Origin of the sequence: Bradyrhizobium genosp. P (genome assembly GCF_049949265.1) — a bacterium.
Taxonomy (GTDB): domain Bacteria; phylum Pseudomonadota; class Alphaproteobacteria; order Rhizobiales; family Xanthobacteraceae; genus Bradyrhizobium.
This window is the reverse complement of sequence record NZ_CP188195.1, coordinates 6,848,568-6,868,732: the sequence shown is the minus strand read 5'-3', so window position 1 is coordinate 6,868,732 and position 20,165 is coordinate 6,848,568. Positions and strand designations below refer to the sequence as shown.

18 protein-coding genes are annotated in these 20,165 nt (G+C 63.3%); 9 read left to right on the top strand and 9 right to left on the bottom strand.

Annotated features, from left to right (window positions below; translation table 11 throughout):
- Positions 1-277: 277 nt before the first annotated feature.
- Positions 278-1,915 carry a flavin-containing monooxygenase gene (locus ACP2YO_RS32885; RefSeq protein WP_426435290.1) on the bottom strand — a complete coding sequence of 546 codons (1,638 nt, stop codon included), beginning with the start codon at positions 1,913-1,915 and terminating at the stop codon, positions 278-280.
- A gap of 237 nt (positions 1,916-2,152) precedes the next feature.
- Between ACP2YO_RS32885 and ACP2YO_RS32880 the strand changes: the two genes are divergently transcribed.
- From ACP2YO_RS32880 to ACP2YO_RS32840, 9 genes are all read left to right on the top strand, one after another.
- Positions 2,153-3,379 (top strand): cytochrome P450, encoded by a 1,227-nt coding sequence (locus ACP2YO_RS32880; protein ID WP_426435289.1) that lies wholly within the window; start codon positions 2,153-2,155, stop codon positions 3,377-3,379.
- Positions 3,380-3,527: 148 nt separating this feature from the next.
- Positions 3,528-5,129, top strand: a complete 1,602-nt coding sequence (locus ACP2YO_RS32875; RefSeq protein WP_426435288.1) for a GMC family oxidoreductase — start codon at positions 3,528-3,530, stop codon at positions 5,127-5,129.
- A gap of 7 nt (positions 5,130-5,136) precedes the next feature.
- On the top strand, positions 5,137-5,586 hold the full coding sequence (locus tag ACP2YO_RS32870) for a hypothetical protein (protein ID WP_426435287.1): 450 nt from the start codon (positions 5,137-5,139) through the stop codon (positions 5,584-5,586).
- 79 nt (positions 5,587-5,665) lie between these two features.
- Positions 5,666-6,688, top strand: a complete 1,023-nt coding sequence (locus ACP2YO_RS32865) for a S1C family serine protease (RefSeq protein ID WP_426435286.1) — start codon at positions 5,666-5,668, stop codon at positions 6,686-6,688.
- A gap of 555 nt (positions 6,689-7,243) precedes the next feature.
- Positions 7,244-7,420, top strand: a complete 177-nt coding sequence (locus ACP2YO_RS32860; protein ID WP_426435285.1) for a hypothetical protein — start codon at positions 7,244-7,246, stop codon at positions 7,418-7,420.
- 66 nt (positions 7,421-7,486) lie between these two features.
- Positions 7,487-7,873: a transposase gene (locus ACP2YO_RS32855; RefSeq protein ID WP_426435284.1), complete on the top strand. Its 387-nt coding sequence runs from the start codon at positions 7,487-7,489 to the stop codon at positions 7,871-7,873.
- Positions 7,870-8,214, top strand: coding sequence for an IS66 family insertion sequence element accessory protein TnpB (gene tnpB, locus ACP2YO_RS32850; protein WP_426433797.1), 345 nt, complete (start codon positions 7,870-7,872; stop codon positions 8,212-8,214). Before ACP2YO_RS32855 ends, tnpB begins: the two co-directional genes overlap by 4 nt.
- Before the next feature lie 73 nt (positions 8,215-8,287).
- The gene (gene tnpC, locus ACP2YO_RS32845; RefSeq protein ID WP_426443212.1) at positions 8,288-9,892 is read left to right on the top strand and encodes an IS66 family transposase; all 1,605 of its coding nucleotides are present in this window, start codon (positions 8,288-8,290) and stop codon (positions 9,890-9,892) included.
- Positions 9,893-10,027: 135 nt separating this feature from the next.
- The gene (locus ACP2YO_RS32840; protein WP_426435283.1) at positions 10,028-10,198 is read left to right on the top strand and encodes a hypothetical protein; all 171 of its coding nucleotides are present in this window, start codon (positions 10,028-10,030) and stop codon (positions 10,196-10,198) included.
- 759 nt (positions 10,199-10,957) lie between these two features.
- On the opposite strand, the gene ACP2YO_RS32835 is transcribed toward ACP2YO_RS32840, so the two are convergent.
- The 8 genes from ACP2YO_RS32835 to ACP2YO_RS32800 form a co-directional block, all read right to left on the bottom strand.
- Positions 10,958-11,239: a transposase gene (locus tag ACP2YO_RS32835; RefSeq protein ID WP_426435282.1), complete on the bottom strand. Its 282-nt coding sequence runs from the start codon at positions 11,237-11,239 to the stop codon at positions 10,958-10,960.
- Positions 11,240-11,550: 311 nt separating this feature from the next.
- Positions 11,551-11,955 carry a type II toxin-antitoxin system MqsA family antitoxin gene (locus ACP2YO_RS32830; RefSeq protein WP_426435281.1) on the bottom strand — a complete coding sequence of 135 codons (405 nt, stop codon included), beginning with the start codon at positions 11,953-11,955 and terminating at the stop codon, positions 11,551-11,553.
- The gene (locus ACP2YO_RS32825; RefSeq protein ID WP_426435280.1) at positions 11,948-12,268 is read right to left on the bottom strand and encodes a type II toxin-antitoxin system MqsR family toxin; all 321 of its coding nucleotides are present in this window, start codon (positions 12,266-12,268) and stop codon (positions 11,948-11,950) included. The genes ACP2YO_RS32830 and ACP2YO_RS32825 overlap by 8 nt, the downstream gene beginning before the upstream one ends.
- Before the next feature lie 252 nt (positions 12,269-12,520).
- The gene (locus ACP2YO_RS32820) at positions 12,521-13,300 is read right to left on the bottom strand and encodes an alpha/beta fold hydrolase (RefSeq protein WP_426435279.1); all 780 of its coding nucleotides are present in this window, start codon (positions 13,298-13,300) and stop codon (positions 12,521-12,523) included.
- A 3-nt stretch (positions 13,301-13,303) separates the two neighbouring features.
- Entirely contained in the window at positions 13,304-14,599 is a 1,296-nt protein-coding gene (locus ACP2YO_RS32815; RefSeq protein ID WP_426435278.1) for an O-acetylhomoserine aminocarboxypropyltransferase, read from the bottom strand.
- A gap of 44 nt (positions 14,600-14,643) precedes the next feature.
- Positions 14,644-15,948, bottom strand: coding sequence for a nicotinate phosphoribosyltransferase (pncB, locus tag ACP2YO_RS32810; RefSeq protein WP_426435277.1), 1,305 nt, complete (start codon positions 15,946-15,948; stop codon positions 14,644-14,646).
- Positions 15,949-16,008: 60 nt separating this feature from the next.
- The gene (locus ACP2YO_RS32805; protein WP_426435276.1) at positions 16,009-19,545 is read right to left on the bottom strand and encodes a molybdopterin cofactor-binding domain-containing protein; all 3,537 of its coding nucleotides are present in this window, start codon (positions 19,543-19,545) and stop codon (positions 16,009-16,011) included.
- Positions 19,545-20,012, bottom strand: coding sequence for a (2Fe-2S)-binding protein (locus tag ACP2YO_RS32800; protein ID WP_426435275.1), 468 nt, complete (start codon positions 20,010-20,012; stop codon positions 19,545-19,547). Before ACP2YO_RS32800 ends, ACP2YO_RS32805 begins: the two co-directional genes overlap by 1 nt.
- Positions 20,013-20,165 lie beyond the last annotated feature (153 nt).

The following is a 20,165-nucleotide window of genomic DNA, read 5'->3' as shown; positions in this document are numbered from 1 at the left end:
CACCGATTTGCCTGACGGCGCAAGGCGTCACGTTAAATATGTTTCGATTTATCAGAAGCGTAACTCGGTGTGTGAATTGCCGTCCCACCCGATTTGAGAGGCGAGCGCACGCCACGAGCGCGCGGTGGGATGCGGTGACGCTGATTGCGCAACAGACGAGTGCACATGAGGCGGACGGTGAAGTCGTGCAGGCCTGACGCCCTAGAGTCGTTCCGAAATTCGGATGCATGACTCACAACCCGAGCAACACCTTCGCCGGGACGACGCGTGGGGAGAGTCAGGCCAACCTCAGCTCCTCATACCCCTTCGCCGCGACTGCGTCGCAGCGTTCGCGGTAGGCGGGGGCGCTTCCGCTGTAGCGGGCGACGATGCGGGTCTGCTTGCCTTCGACGTTGGAGTTGATGCCGGTCATCCACGAGTTGACCTCGTTGGAGAGCAGTCCGACGCCGAGCGCCTTGACATGATCGGTCCAGCCGGCGGTGCCCGCGGGCGTTGCGTCGAGCAAGGTCAATTCTCTCTCCTGCGCAAACCGCAGCAGGCCGGTGACCCAGTCGACGCTGTATTCGATGCTGCGCGGGATGTTGCCGAGCGCGGTGTGCGGACCCATCAGCATCAGCATGTTGGGGAAGCCGTCGACCATCAACCCGAGATAGGTCTCGGGGCCGTGCTTCCACTTCTCGGTCAGGCGCGCGCCGCCGCTGCCGCGAAAATCGATCTTGTCGAAACTGCCGGTGATGGCGTCGAAGCCGGTCGCGTAGATGATGATGTCGAACGCATAATCCTTGTCGCTGGTCCGGATGCCCTCGGGCGTGATCCGCTCGATCGGCGTCTCGTTCAGGTCGACCAAACAGACGTTATCGCGATTGTAGACCTCGTAATAAAACGTCTCGAGCGGCAGGCGCCGGGTGCCGAAACCGTGGTTCTTCGGGACCAGCTTCTCCGCAACCTTCGGATCCCTGACGCGCTGGCGAATTTTTCGCGCCACGAAATCGCTGATCGTCGCATTCGCCTTGCGGTCGATCAGGATATCCCTGAAATTGCCCTGCCAGATCCCAAAGCCGCGCTCGCCATAGAGCTTTTCATAAAACGCCTCGCGCTCCGTGTCGCTCACCTCGAACGCGCCGCGCGGGTCGGGCGTGTGGACGAAGCAGGCGAAGGTCTCCTGGCAGCGCCGGAAAATCTCGGGATAACCGGCCTTGATCCTGCCTTGGGTCTCGGCGTCGATCTTGCCGTTGTGCAGCGGCGCGGCCCAGTTGGCGGTGCGCTGGAACACGGTGAGGTGCCCGACCTCACCGGCGATGGTCTGGATGGTCTGAATGCCGGTGGCGCCCGTGCCGATCACCGCGACGCGCTTGCCCGCAAAATCAACCGGTTGCTTCGGCCAGCGCGCGGTGTGGAAGGATTGCCCCTTGAAACTATCGCGGCCCTCGATCCGCGGCAGCGTCGGTGTCGACAGCGGGCCGATCGCGGTGATCAGGAAGCGGCATGTTACGCGCGCGCCACCTTCGAGCGTGACCGCCCAGCTCCGCGTGCCGTCCTGGTAGATTGCAGAGGTAACTCGGCTCTCGAACTGGATGTCGCGGCGCAAATCGAATTTGTCGGCGACGTGGTTGCAGTAGCGCAGCGTCTCCGGCTGGCCGGCGAAATGCTCGGACCATTCCCATTCCTGCAACAGCTCCTTGGAGAAGGAATAACCGTAGGAGTAGCTCTCGGAATCGAAGCGTGCGCCGGGATAGCGGTTCCAGTACCACGTGCCGCCGACGCCGGTACCGGTCTCGAACACGCGCGCGGTGAGGCCGAGTTCGCGCAGCCGGTAGAGCTGGTACATGCCGGACAGGCCGGCGCCGATGATGATGACGTCATAGTCGAGCGCAGCCGTCTCCGGCGACATCTGATCCTGGCGCGGCGCGGCCACCTGATATTGCTCCCCGATATGTTGCTTGTAGGCAAGGCTAGCCGGTCTTGCCGTGGCCGACAAACGTCGGGAAGCGGGTCAGGTATCGCGATTTGCGGGGTGCGCAGGCCCGCCCGTGGCATTCCACGCCGCGGATTGCGGTCTCTGCGGCTTTACTCCACCGCGGGATTCACCCTATCGTCGCTGCCACGACACGATCGCCCGCCAAGCGGCGACGGAACCAGCGGGAGTGAACCGATGGGAGAAGCGCTGCAACGCACGCCGATTTCGATCGACGTCAGCGATCCCGGGCTGTACCAGGACGACACTTGGCGTCCGGTGTTCGCGCAGCTTCGCAGCGACGATCCCGTGCATTATTGCGCGGCCTCAGTCTACGGCCCGTACTGGTCGGTGACCCGCTACGACGACATCTTCGCGGTCGAGCTGGATCACCAGAATTATTCCTCGGCCTCCGATCTCGGCGGCATTCAGGTGGCCGATCAGCCCAAAGGGCAGGAGCGGCCGAGCTTCATCCGGATGGATCCGCCCGGCCACACCGCGCAGCGTCGCACGGTGGCGCCGATCGTCGCGCCGTCCAATCTCGCCAATTTCGAGCCGTTGATCCGCGAGCGCACCGCCGCCGTGCTCGACGCGCTGCCGCGCCATGAGACCTTCGACTGGGCCGAGCTGGTCTCGGTCGATCTCACCAACATGATGCTGGCAACGCTGTTCGATTTCCCCTGGGAGGATCGAACCAGGCTGACCTGGTGGTCCGACGTCGCGATTGCCAATGTCGCTTCGCCGGATGCTGTCGTGCATTCGGAAGCCGAGCGCATGGCCGAAATGGTCAAGATGGGGGAATATTTCCGCAAGCTGTGGGATGCGCGGATCAGCGCGCCGCCGGCCTTCGACCTGGTCTCGATGCTGGCGCATTCGCCGGCGACGCAGAATCTGGAGCCGCGCGAATTCATCGGCACGATCGGCCTCCTGATCGTGGGCGGCAACGACACCACCCGCAATTCGATGACCGGCGGGCTGCTGGCGCTGTGCGAGAATCCGGAGCAGTTCGAGCTGGTCCGCGCGCGGCGCGAGCTGATCCCCAACCTCGTGTCCGAGATCATCCGCTACCAGACGCCGGTGCTGCATATGCGCCGTACCGCGCGCAATGATGTCGAGCTCGCCGGCCGCCGGATCAGGAGGGGCGACAAGGTGGTGATGTGGTACATCTCCGGCAATCGCGACGAGGCGAGAATCGAGCGCGCCGACGAATTCATCATCGACCGCGCCAAGCCACGCCAGCATCTGGCGTTCGGCGCCGGCGTCCACCGCTGTGTCGGCGACCGCCTTGCCGAGCAGCAATTGCGCATCCTCTGGGAGGAGATCCTGCAGCGCGACCTGCGCTTTGAGATCATGGGCCCACCACAAAGGCTCTACTCCAATTTCATCCGCGGTATACGAAGCTTGCCGGTGAGAATCGTCAGTTGAGCCCGTCAGCCCCCGTCATTGCGAGCGAAGCGAAGCAATCCATGCTTCCACAAGGCGAAATAATGGATTGCTTCGTCGCTCCAGCGCAAAATTGCTTTGCAATTTTGTCGCGAGCTCCTCGCAATGACGAAGTCACCAGGAAATAATAATGAAGAACGATCCCGTTGACGTCCTGATCATCGGCGCCGGCGCTTCCGGGGCTGCGGTGGCCTGGAGCCTTGCCGACACCAAGATGCACATCCTCTGCCTCGACCAGGGCGGCTGGATGAATCCTGCAGAATATCCCAGCACCGGCCGCGACTGGGAGGCGAAATTCTTCGGCGAGTGGTCGTCCAGCCCGAACATTCGCAAGCGGCCCGAAGACTACCCGATCAACGACGACAATTCGCCGATCAAGGTGGTCAACTACAACGCGGTCGGCGGCTCGACCGTGATGTATACCGCGCACTGGCCGCGGCTGCATCCCTCCGACTTCAAGGTGAAGACGCTCGATGGCGTCGCCGATGACTGGCCGATCGACTATGACGCGCTGACCCCGTTCTTCGAGGAGAACGACCGGATGATGGGCGTCTCGGGCCTGTCGGGCGATCCGCTGTCGCCGCTGTCGCATCCGCCGATGCCGCCGCAGCCGCTCGGGCTCTCCGGTCCGCTGATCGGCAAGGCCATGAACAAGCTCGGCTGGCATTGGTGGCCATCGGATACCACGGTCGCGACGATGGATTACGAGGGCAGGGCGCGCTGCATCAATCTCGGCCATTGCACGCCGGCCTGTGCGCAGGGCGCCAAGGCGTCGACCGACATCACCTATTGGCCGCACGCGGTCCGCGCCGGCGTCGAGCTGAAGACGCATTGCCGGGTGCGCGAAATCCTGATCAACGAGCACGGCATGGCGTCGGGCGTCGTCTATTACGACAAGGACGGCGTCGAGCAGTTTCAGCCGGCCGAGGTCGTGATCATCGCCTGCAACGGCGTCGGCACGCCGCGGCTGTTGCTCAACTCGGTGTCCGGCAAATTTCCGAACGGGCTCGCCAATTCATCCGGCCTGGTCGGCAAGAACCTGATGTTCCACCCCTATGCGCAGATCTACGGCTATGTCGAGCAGCCGACCGATTCGAACCGCGCCCCGCCGACCTGCCTGTGGAGCAAGGAGTGGTACGACACGGACCTGTCGCGCGGTTTCGTTCGCGGTTACGGCGTCCAGTTCGTGCGCGGTGCAGGACCGGTGTTCGAGGCTGTCACCAGCGAGCAGAAGGGCATTCTGCCGTGGGGCTCGGATCATCATTGTGTGTTCCGCAAGCTCAACGGCCATCGGCTCGGATTCTCCGCGATCTGTGAGGATCTCCCCGAGGAGCACAACCGCGTCACGCTCGATCCCGTGCTGAAGGACAGCCACGGCATTCCGGCACCGAAGATCGACTACACGATCAGCGAGAACAGCCGGAAGATGATGGAGCATGGTTTGGCGCGCGGCCGGGAAGTTCTTGAAGCTGCGGGCGCGACCGACATCTGCATCAATGCACCGATCCCCTGGGGCGGCTGGCACCTGCTCGGCACCGCGCGGATGGGCACCGACCCGTCGCGCTCGGTGGTCAACGAATGGGGCCGGTCGCATGACGTGAAGAACCTCTTCATCGTCGACGGCAGCATCTTCGTCACCTCGGGCGGCGTGAACCCGACCTCCACCATCCAGGCCCTTGCGCTCTACATCGCCGATCAGATGAAGCAGCGTCTCGCCAATCTGTTCGATTGAGATCGCCATGTCCGATGCCAATGAACTGACCTCCGCCCAACGCGACGATCTCCGCAACCTCGCCGCGATGATCGTCCCCGCCAGCGACGAGTACAAAGTGCCCGGCGCGGATGATCCCGCTGTTCAGGCCGATATGCTGGCAACCCTTGGTCGCGACACCGCGCAGGTCGCGAAGGCGCTCGATCATCTGGCAAAGCTGGCCGGCGGGCCGCTCGCCGCGCTCGACAATGCCAGGCGTGACGCGGTGGCGCAGGAGTTTCGCGCCAGCGGCGGCGTCGCCGCGACCACGCTCGTCCGCGTCGTCCTGCAATGCTACTACCGCGACGACCGCGTGCTGCGCTCGCTCGGGCTTGAGCTGCGCGCGCCGTTTCCGAAGGGCTATGTGTTGGCCGAAGGCGACTGGTCGTTGCTTGATCTGGTCAGGGCGCGGGGCGGCACGTTAAGACGGGCACCGTAGGGTAGCCCTGCGCCCCGGGCGTGCCCACTTGCGGCGGCGGCAGCCGGTCACCATTTGGTAAGACCGAAGGAACCTCGCCATGTTGGATTTTACCTCAGAAATCGCCGATGACAGGCCGTCATCGCGAGCGGCTGAACCTGCCCGCGATAACGACCGGGTTTTGCTCGATGCCTATTCCACTGCCGTGATCGACGTCACCGAACGCGTCGGCCCCGCCGTCGTGCGCGTCGAGACCGGCCCGAAAGTCCGCAATGCCCGCGAGCGCGGCGGGCTCGGCTCGGGCATCGTGATCTCGCCCGACGGGCTTGTGCTGACCAACAGCCACGTGGTCGGATCGTCGAAGGAGATCCGACTGCGCGACACCGAGGGCTTCGTCACCGATGCGCATGTGCTCGGCGTCGATCCCGACACCGACCTCGCTTTGTTGCGGGCCGATGGGGCGCGCGATCTACCCTATGCTTCGCTCGGCAACTCCAAGACCTTGCGGCGCGGCCAGCTCGTCGTAGCGATCGGCAATCCGCTGGGCTTCGAATCGACGGTGACGGCCGGCGTGGTGTCGGCGCTCGGACGCTCGATCCGCTCGGTGAGCGGACGGACCATCGAGGACGTGATTCAGACCGATGCAGCGCTCAATCCCGGCAATTCCGGCGGCCCGCTGGTATCGTCGAATGCGGAGGTGATCGGCATCAACACGGCGATCATCAACGGCGCGCAGGGCATCTGCTTTGCGGTCGCCAGCAACACCGCGCAGTTCGTGCTGTCGGAGATCATCCGCCACGGCTATGTCCGCCGCGCCTATATCGGCGTCGCCGGCCAGACCGCGCCGGTCCCACGACGCCATGCGGTGGTTGCCGGCGTCGAGAACAAGATGGGCGCGCTGCTCGCGCAGATCGAACCGGACAGCCCGGCCGCGAAGGCAGGGCTGCTCCCCGGCGACGTCGTGATCAGGCTCGACGGCATCGAAGTCCACGGCGTCGACGATCTGATCCGCGCACTTGACCGCGACCGCATCGACCGGACCTTGTCGATGGACCTGCTCCGCCTCGGCCGCCTGCGCGCGATCGAGATCCACCCGATCGAAAGGAAGCCCGCGAAGCAGTGAGGGATGACGGCGCCGCGCGTGAGATGAACCCTTTCCCCTTGTGGGAGATGGTGGCGAAATCGAACGGAGCGAGATGAAACCGGGTGAGGGGTTTGTCGCCGCGGATAGAGACCCCTCATCCGTCGCGGATTGCATCCGCGCCACCTTCTCCCACAAGGGGAGAAGGGAAGGAACACCGTTACTGCAGCGCCGCTAGCAGTTCGTCTGGCTGCTCGACTATCATCATGTGGCCGCAGCACGAGAGTGCGGCTGTTCGGCGTCGCGGCGGCAAGCGCCTTGCCGGCCCTGGCTGGCGTCATCATCTCGCGCTCGTCGAGGATGAAGGTTGCGGGCACCTTGACCGCAGCATCGTCCGCCAAACTGCGCGGTCGCCGTTCCGACGCGTGACGCTAGCAGTCGCGTGGAAGTTGTTTACGGCCACCTGCGTGGTCGTCCTTGTAAACGTTTTTGGCTACGCGATCCACGTCGACCCGGTATTATGGCGCAAACGCCACAAGCAATTTGAACGGTGCGGCTTAGGTCTCCGGCAAGGAGGCTATTATGCGGAGAGCCGAGATGCTTTCAAAACAAGCCCTGCATACGCTGAAGCTGCTTCACGCCGAGCTGGCCGGCAAGGCGCTCGCCAATAAGGCTGAGGCCGTCCGCCTGCGATCATCCATGGATCCGGGTCGAGGCCGTCATGAAGATGCTGGACCCGGCTTTCAACGTAAGCGTGTAGGTCATCCCACGTAGCGGATGATGTTCGATTGTCAGAGAATCTCCTGGTGATTTGTCCCAGGAGTTCATGAGAGCGAACATATGTCTGATACCAAGAATTTCGAAGTTATCACAGCGGCGGCCGAGCGGCTTTCGGTGAGTCCCGGGCGGAGCTACCGCACCTGGTCGCGGGAGGAGAAGGATCGCATCGTCGGGGAAACGTTTGCGCCGGGGGCGAACGTGTCGGCGATAGCGCGCTGTCATGGGATCGATCCATCGCAGTTGTTTGCGTGGCGACGCAAGGCGCTGGCCTCGGGAATGGTGGCGCCGCTCTCTGGGGCGCGAGACCGATCGGTTAAGTTCGCGCGCTTTGAGACCATGGCGGGGGAGATGGTGGAAATCGTCATCGGCGATGTCGTGGTGCGCGTTGGTGGAGATGTGGAGGCGGGGCGGCTTGCTGCTGTGATCCGGGCGGTTCGGCAGGCATGATCCCGGCGGGTGTTCAGGTTTACGTGGCCAGCACGCCGGTCGACTTCCGCAAGGGAGCCACGGGTTTGATGGCGCTGGTTCGAGATGGTGGGGCCGACCCCTTCAGCGGAGCACTGTACGTGTTCCGTTCGAAAAGGGCGGATCGGATCAAGGCGGTTTGGTGGGACGGCAGCGGGGTATGCCTGTTTGCCAAGACTCTCGAGGAGTCAAAGTTCTGCTGGCCGAGGATTGCGCCGACCCGGGTGCAGCTGAACCATGCGCAGTTGCTCGCGCTGATTGACGGGCTGGACTGGACGAAGGTGCGTCCGGTGGTTGTGAAGCGCCCAGAAACGGTAGGCTGACAAGCTGCGGCGAATTGAATCAGGGTGCTGAAAAGTTTGGAAGAGTGGCGGCGACTCTGCTGTGATGGCGACGATGACGACGCCCGTTACAGAGCTCCCGACGACGCTTGCCGAAGCCCACGCGCTGATCGTCGCCTTGGCGGAAGAGCGGGCGGCGATCGAGGCCGAGAACAGCCGCATTGCCGCTGCAAACACCGATCTTACGGCGATCAACAAGGCCGCCGATGCGCGGATCGTGGAGCTGACGGCGATCGTCAAAATGCTGGAGCGCACGCTTTACGGCACGCGGTCGGAACGCTTGCGCAGCGACAAGCTGAGCACGGAGCAGATCGCCTTCGTGTTCGAGGAGATTGAGACCGGCGTGTCGGCGGTTGAAGCCGAACTGGCCAAGGCTGGCGGCAAGGACATGCCGAAACGCGTGCCGCGGCCGCGCAAGGAGTTCGGGGCGCATCTGGAGCGGGTGGAGATCGTCATCGAGCCGGAGGTTCCTGCCGGGTGCGAGGGGCTGGAGAAGGTGCTGATCGGCGAGGACGTGTCGAAGCGGCTGGATGTGACGCCGGCGAAGTTCCGCGTGATCGTCACGCGCCGCCCGAAATACGCCTATCGCAACCGCGACGGCGTGGTACAGGCGCCAGCGCCTGCCCATTTGATCGAGAGCGGCCTTCCGACTGAAGCGCTTCTGGCCCAGATTGCCGTCTCCAAATATGCGGACGGGCTGCCGCTTTACCGGCAGGAAGCGATCTACGCCCGCGATCGGGTCGAGCTGGACCGCTCGTTGATGGCGCAGTGGATGGGCAAGGTCGGCTTCGAATTGCAGCCGCTGGCCGACTATGTGCTGGAAAAGGTCAAGCAAGGCGAACGGATCTTCGCCGATGAGACGACCCTGCCAACGCTCGCTCCCGGATCCGGCAAGACGCAAAAGGCCTGGCTGTGGGCTTATGCCCGTGACGACCGGCCGTTTGGCGGCATCGGTCCACCGATGGTCGCTTATCGCTTCGAGGACAGCCGTGGCGGCGAATGCGTCGAGCGCCATCTGGCAGGCTTTGCTGGCATCCTCCAGGTCGATGGCTATGCCGCCTATAATCGGCTCGCCAGGTCGGCGGGCGCCAACGAGGGAGTGCGGCTTGCAGCGTGCTTTGCCCACGTCAGGAGACGGTTCTACGAGCTTCACGTCAACGAGAGCTCGCGCCTGGCGACACAGACCGTCACCACCATGGTCGAGCTGTGGGAGATCGAGGCCGATATCCGCGGCCAGGATCCTGAGACGCGGCTGAATGCGCGCCAGCAAAGGTCCGCCCCCATCGTTGCGGCGCTGTTCGATCTGTGGGAGAAGGAGCTGCCGCGTCTGTCCGGCAAATCCAAGCTCGCCGAGGCGATCCGCTATGCCACATCCAGACGCGCCGCACTCGAGCGCTTTCTGAGCGACGGTCGTATCGAGATCGACTCCAATATCGTCGAGCGGACCATCAGACCCCAGGCAATCACAAGAAAAAATGCGCTCTTCGCGGGTAGCCATGGTGGCGGCCGCTCCTGGGCGACCATCGCTACGCTTCTGCAGACCGCCAAAATGAACGACGTCGATCCACTCGCCTGGCTCACGCAAACGCTCGAGCGCATCGCGAACCGGTGGCCGATCACTCAGATCGATGCCCTCATGCCGTGGAACTTCAGAGCCTGAACGGCTTCGGCTACACGCTTACCTTTCAACGCCCGCGCCATCTCGGTCAAGCGACGGAACCAGAGCAATCCGTGGTTCAAGCGCGGGACGCTCTACCGGGCCGCGGTGGACACACTGCGGCGCGCTGAGGCCCCGATGACGGCGGACGATATCTGCAAGGCGCTATTGGCCACACGGCGCCCAGCCGCCACTCAGAAGCAGAAGAACAACCTGCAAGCCGCCATCCGTGCGGCCTTGCGGAAGCAGAAGAGCGGCGCGGTGATTGGCGATGGCAATCCGGCGCGGTGGAAACTCGCGAATTCATAAAGGGTTAATAGTCCCTTTCGCGGTCCCTTGAGACTTCGTGATGAGCTACCAAATAATGCCGATCCGGCATGCGCCGGATGCAGATCGGCCCGAAAGACGGTTGCACGTCTTCCGGGCCGATAACCCCACGAGCAGCGGGATTGGTGTGATCACATGGCAACTAAATGTACACTCTTTGCTAGTTGTCAAGTAACACGTTGGTATCGCTGCTCGTGTCATTCTAGAAAGAACGAGCAAAACTTTGAGACCACTAATCCGCAGGGTCTCCTCGCGGCGTTCAAGAAGGCTATTGATGACAAGCATATTGTCACTTGGTCATACGATAGCGATGGCGACTTCACGCATACTCCCGAGAAGATGCCGATCGCGATTTACAGCGTTTATCACGGCCGGTTCATCGAATCTATGATTACGCATTGCCGCAATCTCTTCAGCAACGGCTCTGCAACTTCGAGGCCGACCAACTGCGATACTGCTAACGTCGCTTGACCCTGCGACATAATTGAGACGAGAAAAGCCTCTTCGCTGTGAAGCGAATGGCTTTTTTTATGAAGAGAGGTATTGGGATTTTTGAGTCTCGGATAGCGCATCTATGTTGATGCACTCCACTTCCTCTCCATCGACGATTTTTATAATGACGCGACTATCGCGACATCCGTCTGTGGGTGTTGGTTTGCGTCTTCGATCTTCAAGACGAATTATATCAGCCATGACTACTCCCCCAAATGACGCTGCCAATAACCGGTAAAGTCCACTGATTTACGTCGATTTAAAGCCCGTGCGGCAATTCGACTCACCTGATCGCCGTTCGAGACGCGGCGGTTGTCCTCCCGCAATGACGATTCCCGAGCGTAGCGGAGTAGATACGCGCCAGCAATGTGATGGTGGATGCTGGATCTCGCCACGGCGCAGGCGGCTGAAATACTCTTCAGCGTGGTTGGTGCGGGCACCGTCAAGGCTATAGGCCTCTTGATGGTTGATGCGCTTCATCTCGAAACGCTCATGCAGGCCGTCCCAAGAGGCGGCTTCGTCAGCGTTCACCACGGTCCCCTTGGCGATACGGGCCTTGATGAAGGCCGCAGCTTGGGGGGATTACGGTGACAGTGCACTTAATTGCAAAGTTGCGCCCTGATGGGAGCACTGCCACGCAATCGTGCAGCTCAAACAATTGAGTGCACTGTCACCGTAATGCCGTAATGCAAAGCATCTGACATCGAAATACATCCCGAAGCATGGGATCGCTTTGAGCGCGCCGTTGGCGCGGTTGCGAAGTCGCCGCCACAGCGTCGGACTGCCAGGAAGAAAAAGAAGCCCACCAAAAACACGAACCCCGCCGAAGCGGGGTTGATCGATTAAGTGGCCTCCAACTCTTTTAGCTGCTCCGGGTGCTTATCAAGCATTCGAAGAAAATTGCTCATACCCTTGCTAAGGAGTCCGTCCCCGCTTTCGTATTTTTGAAAAGCGTTTGGGCCGCCTCCGATCAGATCTCCTGCCTCGCGTTGCGTAAGCCCGAGCTTATTCCTGATGCGTTTAATCTCTTCAGGAGGCAGCAGGTTTTCGACCTTTATTTTGAGATTTCTCAAAGCGGCATCGGAAACCTTCATGTCATCGTCGGTATGAACGCTTTCGTCGGACGCAGAGCAATACCATCCCGGCATTTGGACCGTGACTGACTCGCTCTTGTATTTAAGCTCCAACGCCCGCGTGTCGCGTACCATGGGTTTTTCCGTAACGGGAGAAAGAGGCGCTTCAGTCATTTGTGTTCTCCTTGAACGACAGGAGGGTGAACTCAGTCATCAAACCGTTGTCGGTGAACTTGACGTAGAGGTCTCCCAACGTGGCGTCAGGTACGTGGTACACATCCTGCCAAACCCTGGCGTTGTAATTCGACGTCATGGACTTATAGAAGTGGCCTTTTCCGATCGTCTGAATGACGGCCACAATCTCTGCCTTTCCACAGCCCAGACTTGCCGCATCCCGAATTGCTACGCCGGTAAAGTTCCCCCTACCCGTTGAAAAGGCTTGCTTAATAGCCTCCAGATCGTGATGTGGCGTTCGCTTCTCGGTCATCGTAGATACACCATAATGGTGGATTGTCAAGATGGTTCCATAGCCGTACGTACTTGCACTTAAAGCTGCGTGATCAGTATAACGCAACCTATGTCGCTCGGGGGTGTTCACAAGATTTCGGAATAATAGAAGATATCGCTGATTTGCCCGACACGTCAAGTTGCTTGTCCGAGTGCCGGCGGCCGCAGTGCTACTTTGCATGGGGTTGTTTTCGATATTTTGGGGGCGCCCACGTTCGGCGGCAGAGCGCTGCTATCGCAGCGCCGCCAGCAGTTCGTCGGGCTGCTCGACCATCATCATGTGGCCGGCGCCTGCGAGCACCACAATGCGGGCATCCGGCGTCGCGGCGGCGAGCGTCTTGCCGGCCTTCGCAGGGGTCATCATGTCGCGCTCGCCGAGGATGAAGGTCGCGGGCACCTTGACTGCGGCTGCGGCGGCGAGCGCGTTCTGGTAGGCGTTGCAGGCGTTGAGGTCGTTGTATAGCACGCCCGGCCGCATCTCCTGCAGCACGCGCTGCGCGCCCTGGTGCATCCATAGTCCGGGCGCGAGGCTGCCGCCGAGTTCGGCCTTGAAGCCGAGGCCCCAGATCGAGACCATGTCGATCGCAGCGGGATCGTTGGCTTCGGCGGCCTTCAGGAGATCGGGGCCCACCGTCATGGTCGCGGCGGTGCCGATCAGCGCGAGACCCGACACCTTGTCGGGATGCCGCGCGGAGGTCTCGATCGCGATCAGCGAGCCCATGGAGTGGCCGATCAGCCTCGCCTTCGGCGCGCCGGCGGCCGTGATCAGCCCCGCGATCCAGTCGGCCATCTCGCCGATGGTCGGCAGCAGCTTGCCCGAGGAGCGGCCATGCCCCGGCAGGTCGGGCGCCAGCACGGAAAAGCCGTGATGGGCGAACCAGCGGCTGTGCAGCGCCCAGGTCGAGGAATCGAAGCCGGCGCCGTGGATCATCACCACCGCCGGGAGCGACGGATCGAACGGCCTGCCGCCGGTGGCGATGAAGGTGTCCGACCCATTGACGGAAAGCTGCATGGCTCAGGTCCTTTGCGAGGCGCGCAGCGCCTGGCCGAGATCGTCGATGATGTCAGCCACGGCTTCGATGCCGACCGACAGCCGCACCAGCTCCTCGCCGATGCCAGCGGCCTTGAGCTGCTCGGCGTCCATTTGCTGATGGGTGGTGCTGGCCGGATGGATCACCAGCGTCTTGGCATCGCCGACATTGGCGAGATGGCTGATCAGCTTGAGCTGTTCGATGAACTTCTTGCCGGCGGCGCGGCCGCCCTTGATGCCGAAGCTTATGATCGAGCCGGCGCCGCGCGGCAGCAGTTTCTTGGCCAGCGCGTGATCCTGATGGCTCTCCAGCGCTGGATGCAGCACCCAGTCGACCGCCTTGTTCGCGGCGAGGGCGTCCAGCACGGCGTGCGTGTTGCTCATGTGACGATCCATCCGAACGCCGAGCGTCTCGATGCCCTGCAGCAGCTGGAACGCGTTGGTCGGCGACAGGCAGGCGCCGAAATCGCGCAGGCCTTCGGTGCGGGCGCGCATGATGAACGCGGCCTTGCCGAACTGCTCGTCGAAGACGATGCCGTGATAGCCCGCATACGGCTCGGTCAGTTGCGGGAATTTGCCGGAGGCGCGCCAGTCGAACCGGCCGCCGTCGACGATGACGCCGCCGATCGCGATGCCGTGGCCGCCCATCCATTTGGTCGCCGAGTTCATCACGAGGTCGGCGCCGAGCTCGATTGGCTGGCTCAGATAGGGCGTCGCGAAGGTGTTGTCGATCAAAAGCGGAATCTTCGCGTCATGCGCGATCTGCGCGACAGCGGGGATATCCAGCACCTCGAGGCCGGGATTGCCGATGGTCTCGCCGATCACCAGCCTTGTGTTCGGTTTGATCGCAGCGCGGAAATCATCGAGCGCGCGCGGCTTCACGAAGGTGGTGGTGATACCGAAACGCGGCAGCGTGTGCGCGAGCAGGTTGATTGTGCCGCCATAGAGCGAGGCGGAGGCGACGATGTGGTCGCCGGCATTGAGCAGCGTGGCGATGGCGAGATGCAATGCGGCCATGCCGCTTGAGGTGCAGATCGCGCCGACGCCGCATTCGAGCGCGGCGATGCGCTCTTCCAGCACTGATGTCGTCGGATTGGAGATGCGCGTGTAGATGTGCCCGGCCCGCTCCAGGTTGAACAGCGCAGCCGCGTGGTCGGCGTCCTGGAAGACGTAGGACGTGGTCTGATAGATCGGAACCGCGCGCGCACCGGTCGCGGGATCGGGACGCTGGCCGGCGTGCAGGCTCAGGGTTTCGAAGGCAGGCGGCTTGGGTGCGGGCATGCGAAACTCGTCAGCTCAATCGATGGGAATGGTTCGTACGCGGTTTAGACGTGGACTGCGGTGCGAACGCGGCCGGCATTGCCGAACACGCGCAAATAGCGGTCGACTTCGGTGGTGATGCCGGTGGCCTTCTCCGGATTGTCCGACAGCTTCACCGCAGGCCGGCCGTCGACCGACGTCACCTTGCAGACGATCGAGATCGGATCGAGTGCGGCGGTGCCGTCAGGCGCGCAGCCGACGAAATCGTTGGTGAGGTTGGTGCCCCAGCCGAAGCTGACGCGGACGCGGCCCCTGAAGTGGCGGAACGTCTCCTCGATCGAACCGACATCCATGGCGTCGGAGAACACCAAAAGCTTTTCCCTGGGATCGCGGCCCTTCTGCTTCCACCACTTGATGATGTCCTCGCCCGCCGTGATCGGCGGGGCGCTGTCGGGACGAAAGCCGGTCCAGTCCGCGACCCAGTCCGGCGCGTCGCGCAGGAACGGCTTGGTGCCGAAGGCGTCGGGCAGGGCGATCAGGAGGTTGCCGCCATAGGTGTGACGCCACTGGTCGAGAACCTGGTAGGGCGCCCAGCGCAGCTCCTCGTCGGAATTGGCGAGCGCGGCGGCAACCATCGGCAGCTCGTGCGCATTGGTGCCGATCGCTTCGAGGTCGTTGTCCATCGCCAGCAGCACGTTCGATGTGCCGGTAAAGCACGGGCCGAGCCCTTCCTTGACGGCCTCAACGCACCAGCGCTGCCAGAGAAAACCGTGGCGGCGGCGTGTGCCGAAATCGGACAGCCGCAGGCCGTCCAGCTTGCGCAAGCGCTCGACCTTGGACCACAGCTTTGCTTTCGCGCGGGCGTAGAGCACGTCCAATGCGAAGCGGCCGTAGTCCTTGGTGGCCGCGCGCGAGCGCAATTCGTTAAGGATCGCGAGTGCCGGGATCTCCCACATCGTGGTGTGGGTCCACGGCCCGTGGAAATGCAATTCATACTGGCCGTCGACCTTGTGCAGCTCGTATTCGGGCAGGCGAAAGTTCGAGAGCCAGTTGATGAAATCCGGCGAGAACATCTGAGTTTTGCCGTAGAACGTGTTGCCGGCGAGCCAGATCAGCTCCTTCTTGGCGAAGCGGATGGTGCGGGCGTGGTCGAGCTGGGCGCGCAGTTCGCCCTCGTCGATAACCTCAGCCAGCTTGATATGCGTGGAGCGGTTGATCACCGAAAAGGTCGTGCGCGTGTCCGGATAGCATTCCCGGATCATCTGCTGCATCAACAGCTTGTAGAAATCGGTGTCGAGCAGGCTGCGCACGATCGGGTCGAGCCGCCAGCCGTGATTGTAGGTCCGGGTTGCAATATCTGTGACCGTCATGCGGGAACTCTATCGCGCCGAAAGCCGTCCGCCCAGTGGGTTTTGCCGGAACATGGCAGGTCAGCGCGCTGTGTTCTGCCGGATACGGCCGACCGTGGCGGCGACGTCGGCCCAGGCCGGTTTGTCGGGGGCAAATTGCCGCCTGAGGTAGGAGACCAACTCGGCAAGCTGGCGGTCGGTCATGCTGTCCTTGAAGGCCGGCATATAGCCGAGGTCGGTCACGGCCGATTTGGCGATGCCGTGCAGGATCACCTGGATCAGATTGTCAGGCACGTCGCTGTGCAGATTGCTGTTCAGTGCCAGCGAGGGACGGCTGCCGAACAGAGGGGGCCCGCCGACCTCGTGGCAGACCGCGCAGGCGCCTTGATAGATTCGGGCGCCGGCCGAGGCGGCGGTGGTCGCGGCAGTGCTGGTTTCGAGCCGGGCGGCGAGGGCTTCCCGGGCGGGTTGATCGCTCGCGGGCTCGTTGAAGGAGGCGAGGTAGACCGCCATCGCGCGGATATCCTGGTCGGGCAGCGCGGCGAGCTCCTTCACCACCGGCGCCATCGGGCCTGCGGCAACGCCGTGGAAGCGGGATTCGCCGGTGCGCAAATAGGCGTACAGCTCGTCCTCGCTCCAGGGGATCGGCGCCTTCGACTGCGACGTCAGCGCCGGCGCCTCCCAACCGTCGGCAAACCCGCCGGCGAGATAGGTGGTCTGTCGCTCCGCGCCGAGCGCGTTGCGCGGCGAATGGCAGGCGCTGCAATGGCCGAGACCTTCGATCAGATAGGCGCCGCGATTCCACGTCTCGGATTTCGCAGGGGCGGGCTGGAAGGTCCTGGGTTGGTGGAACAACGCATTCCACCCCGCCAGCAGCGGGCGCAGGTTGAACGGGAACGCGAGCTTATTCTGGGGTGTCGTGGCGCGCACCGGCGCCTGCGCCATCAGGTAGGCGTAGAGCGCCTGCAGGTCGGCGTCATCGGTCCTGGCAAAATGCGTGTAGGGAAATGCGGGATAGAGATGGCGGCCGTCGCGGTGGATGCCCTCGCGCATCGCGCGCTCGAAGGCGGGGTAGGACCAGGCGCCGATGCCGGTGTCGACGTCGGGCGTAATGTTGGTTGTATAGATCGTGCCGAACGGCGTCTCCAGCGGCCGGCCGCCGGCGTTCGGGATGCCATGATCGGAGGTATGGCAGACCGCGCAAGCGCCGAGCGCGGCGAACTCCTGGCCGCGGGCGATCGTCGCGGCGGAATAGACCGACGCATCCGGCCGCGTGATCGGCGCGATCACGCGCCATGGCTGGATTGCCGCACCGATGCTGATGGCCGCGGCGCACACCGCCGCGATGCCGGCGAGAACGCCGCCGCGCTTTACGAAGGGATTCTGCCACGTGTCGACTGGCGGTGCCGATGCGGGCGCGGGAAGCGGAGCGGGCGTCGCAGGCTGCTCACCACGCAGTCCCTTCAAAATGCGTTCCGGTGTGAACGGCAATTCACGGAAGCGCACGCCGGTCGCGTCATAGATCGCATTGGCAATCGCGGCGGCGCTCGGAACCGAGGCGGATTCGCCGACGCCGAGCGGCGGCTGATCCTGCCGCGGCAGCATCAACACGTCGATCTTGGGCAGGTCGGGGAATTTGATGATGGGATAGGCGCCCCATTCCCGCGCCGTCACCACGCCGCGCTCGAAGGAGACCTCCTCCATCAGGGCGCGGCTGGTCGACTGGATGACATTGCCCTCGATCTGATGCCGCACGCCATCCGGATTGATCATCAATCCAGAATCCTGGCCGGCGACGACGCGGGTTACGCTGACGTCGCCGGTTACCTTGTTGACGGCGACATCGGCGATCCAGGCCGACCATGCCGCGCCGTAACCCGGAAACTGGCTGTGCACATATAGCGCATAGGCAAAGCCGCGGCCGCGCACGATGTCGCCCTCGGCTTCCGGCTCCCGCCGGACCGGGCGCGGCGCCCAGCCGGCGCGCTCGGCGACAGCGTTGACGAGGTCGATCGCGCGCTTGTCCTTCAGATAGCGCAGCCGATATTCGACCGGATCGACCTCGGCCTCGGCCGCAAGCTCGTCGATGTAGGATTCATGCGCAAACGTGTTCGGCAGCGCCGAGACGCCGCGCAGCCACGAGGCGCGCACGATCGGCGGCATGTCATTGGCGACCACGCGCAGGTTCTCGTAGTCGTAAGGCGGGATCGCGGTGCGGTCGCCCATCTCGAACGCTGCCGCTTCAGGCGCGATCCGCCTGGTGAGCAGCAGCGCCAGCGTCGGCGCGCCATTGGAAGGATAGCGCGTCGAGAAATCGTAACCGGCGACGCTGCCGTCGGCGTTGAGCCCGCCATTGACGTCCATCAGTTGTGCGGTGCCCTTCGGCTCCCACGCGTTCTCCTGCTCGCGGGTGAGCTGGACGCGCACGGGACGGCCGACCGCGCGCGACAATAGCAGCGCATCGGCGGACACGTCATCGGCGCAGTTGCGGCCATAGCAGCCGGCGGCCTCCATCCTCACGACATCGATCTCGGTCTCGGGACGCTCGATCAGGAGCGCGAGATCGCTGCGCAGGATGTGCGGGTTCTGCGTTCCGGACCAGACGCGGACCGCGCCGTCGCTGTAATCGGCGACCGCGCAGGACGGACCGATCGAGCCGTGCATCTGGTAAGGCCAGACATAAGTCCGCTGAATCGGTTTGGCGGCGGCCTTGATCGCGGCATCGACGTCGCCTTTGTCGATCAATGTGCGCGGCGTCGATGGATGGGCGCGCAGCGCCTTCTCGATGTCGCCGAGATCGGTCAGCGCCGGCCCCGGCTTCCAGGTGACCTTGAGCTGCGCGGCGGCCTTGATCGCGTTCTCCTCGCGCTCGGCGACCACGCCGACGAAATCGCCGATCTGCACCACGGCGACGAAACCCGGGATGTCGCGTACCGAGGCCTCGTCGACCGCGATCAGGCTGGTGCCGACGAACGGACCGGTGTCGACGCCGGCATAGGGCGGCCGGACAACGCGTCCGTGCAGCATGCCTGATACTCGCACGTCGTGGACGTAGACGAGCTCGCCGGTGGCTTTCGCCAGCAGGTCGACGCGCGGCACGGATTTGCCGACGACGGAATAGGCGCTCACCGCCTTGACCGGAACGTCGTCGGCCAGTTCGAGCCGGATGGTCTCGTCCGCAATCAGCTCGCCATAGCTGACGCTGCGATTGTCATGACCACGAATAAGACCGTCTTCGACCGTGAGATCACTGACCGGCAGTTGGAGCCGCGCGGCTGCGCGCGACACCAGGAAATGTCGTGCTTGCGCTGCGGCCTTGCGCAGGGGGACAGCGGTGATCTGGATCGTTTCGCTGGCGATCGTCGGGCCTTGGTTCGGCACCACGGCAGTGTCGCCAAGCACCACGACGACGCGGGCAAAAGACACGTCGAGCTCTTCGGCAACGATCTGCCCCAGCGCGGTGCGGATGCCGGTGCCGAGATCGACATGGCCGTTGTAGGCACTGACGGAGCCGTCGGCGCTGATCGTGATGAATGTCTCGAACGCGCCTTCCGCGCCCAGCACCGCGGGACGGACGACCGACAACGAGCCGCGCAGGCGTTGCTCCGGACCGCTCATCAATCACGCGCCTCGAGCGGATGTCCGGCAGCGCGCATGGCGGCTCTGACAATCTCGATATGCGCGCCGCAGCGGCAGAGATTATAGCGCAGCGCTTCCAGCACCTCGTGCTCGGACGGGCTCGGATTGCGCGTGAGCAGCGCCTTGGTGGTGATGATCATGCCGTTGAGGCAGTAGCCACATTGCGCGGCCTGCTCGCGGATGAAGGAATCCTGCACGGGGTCGGGATGTTCGCGGGTGCCGAGGCCTTCGAGCGTCACGATGTTGCGGCCCTCACAGCCCTCGATCGGAATCACGCAGGCGCGCGCGGCGACGCCGTCGATCAGCACGGCACAGGCACCGCATTCGCCGAGGCCGCAGCCATATTTCGGTCCGTTCAGTTCAAGATCGTTGCGCAGCACGTAAAGCAATGCGGTGTCGGGAGCGGCGTCGACATCATGGTTCCTGCCGTTCACGGTCAGGCGCATCGCCCTGGTTCTCCCTCGCGCTTGCGCTGCAACGACAGCGCCAAATCGCAGATGAGGATAACGTTTGTATACAAACGTGCAAGCGGCGGCGTGCCGCGCTGCAGCGTGTGCCCGCTTTATAAACAGGGAGTCTAGGCAATTGGGTTATTATTC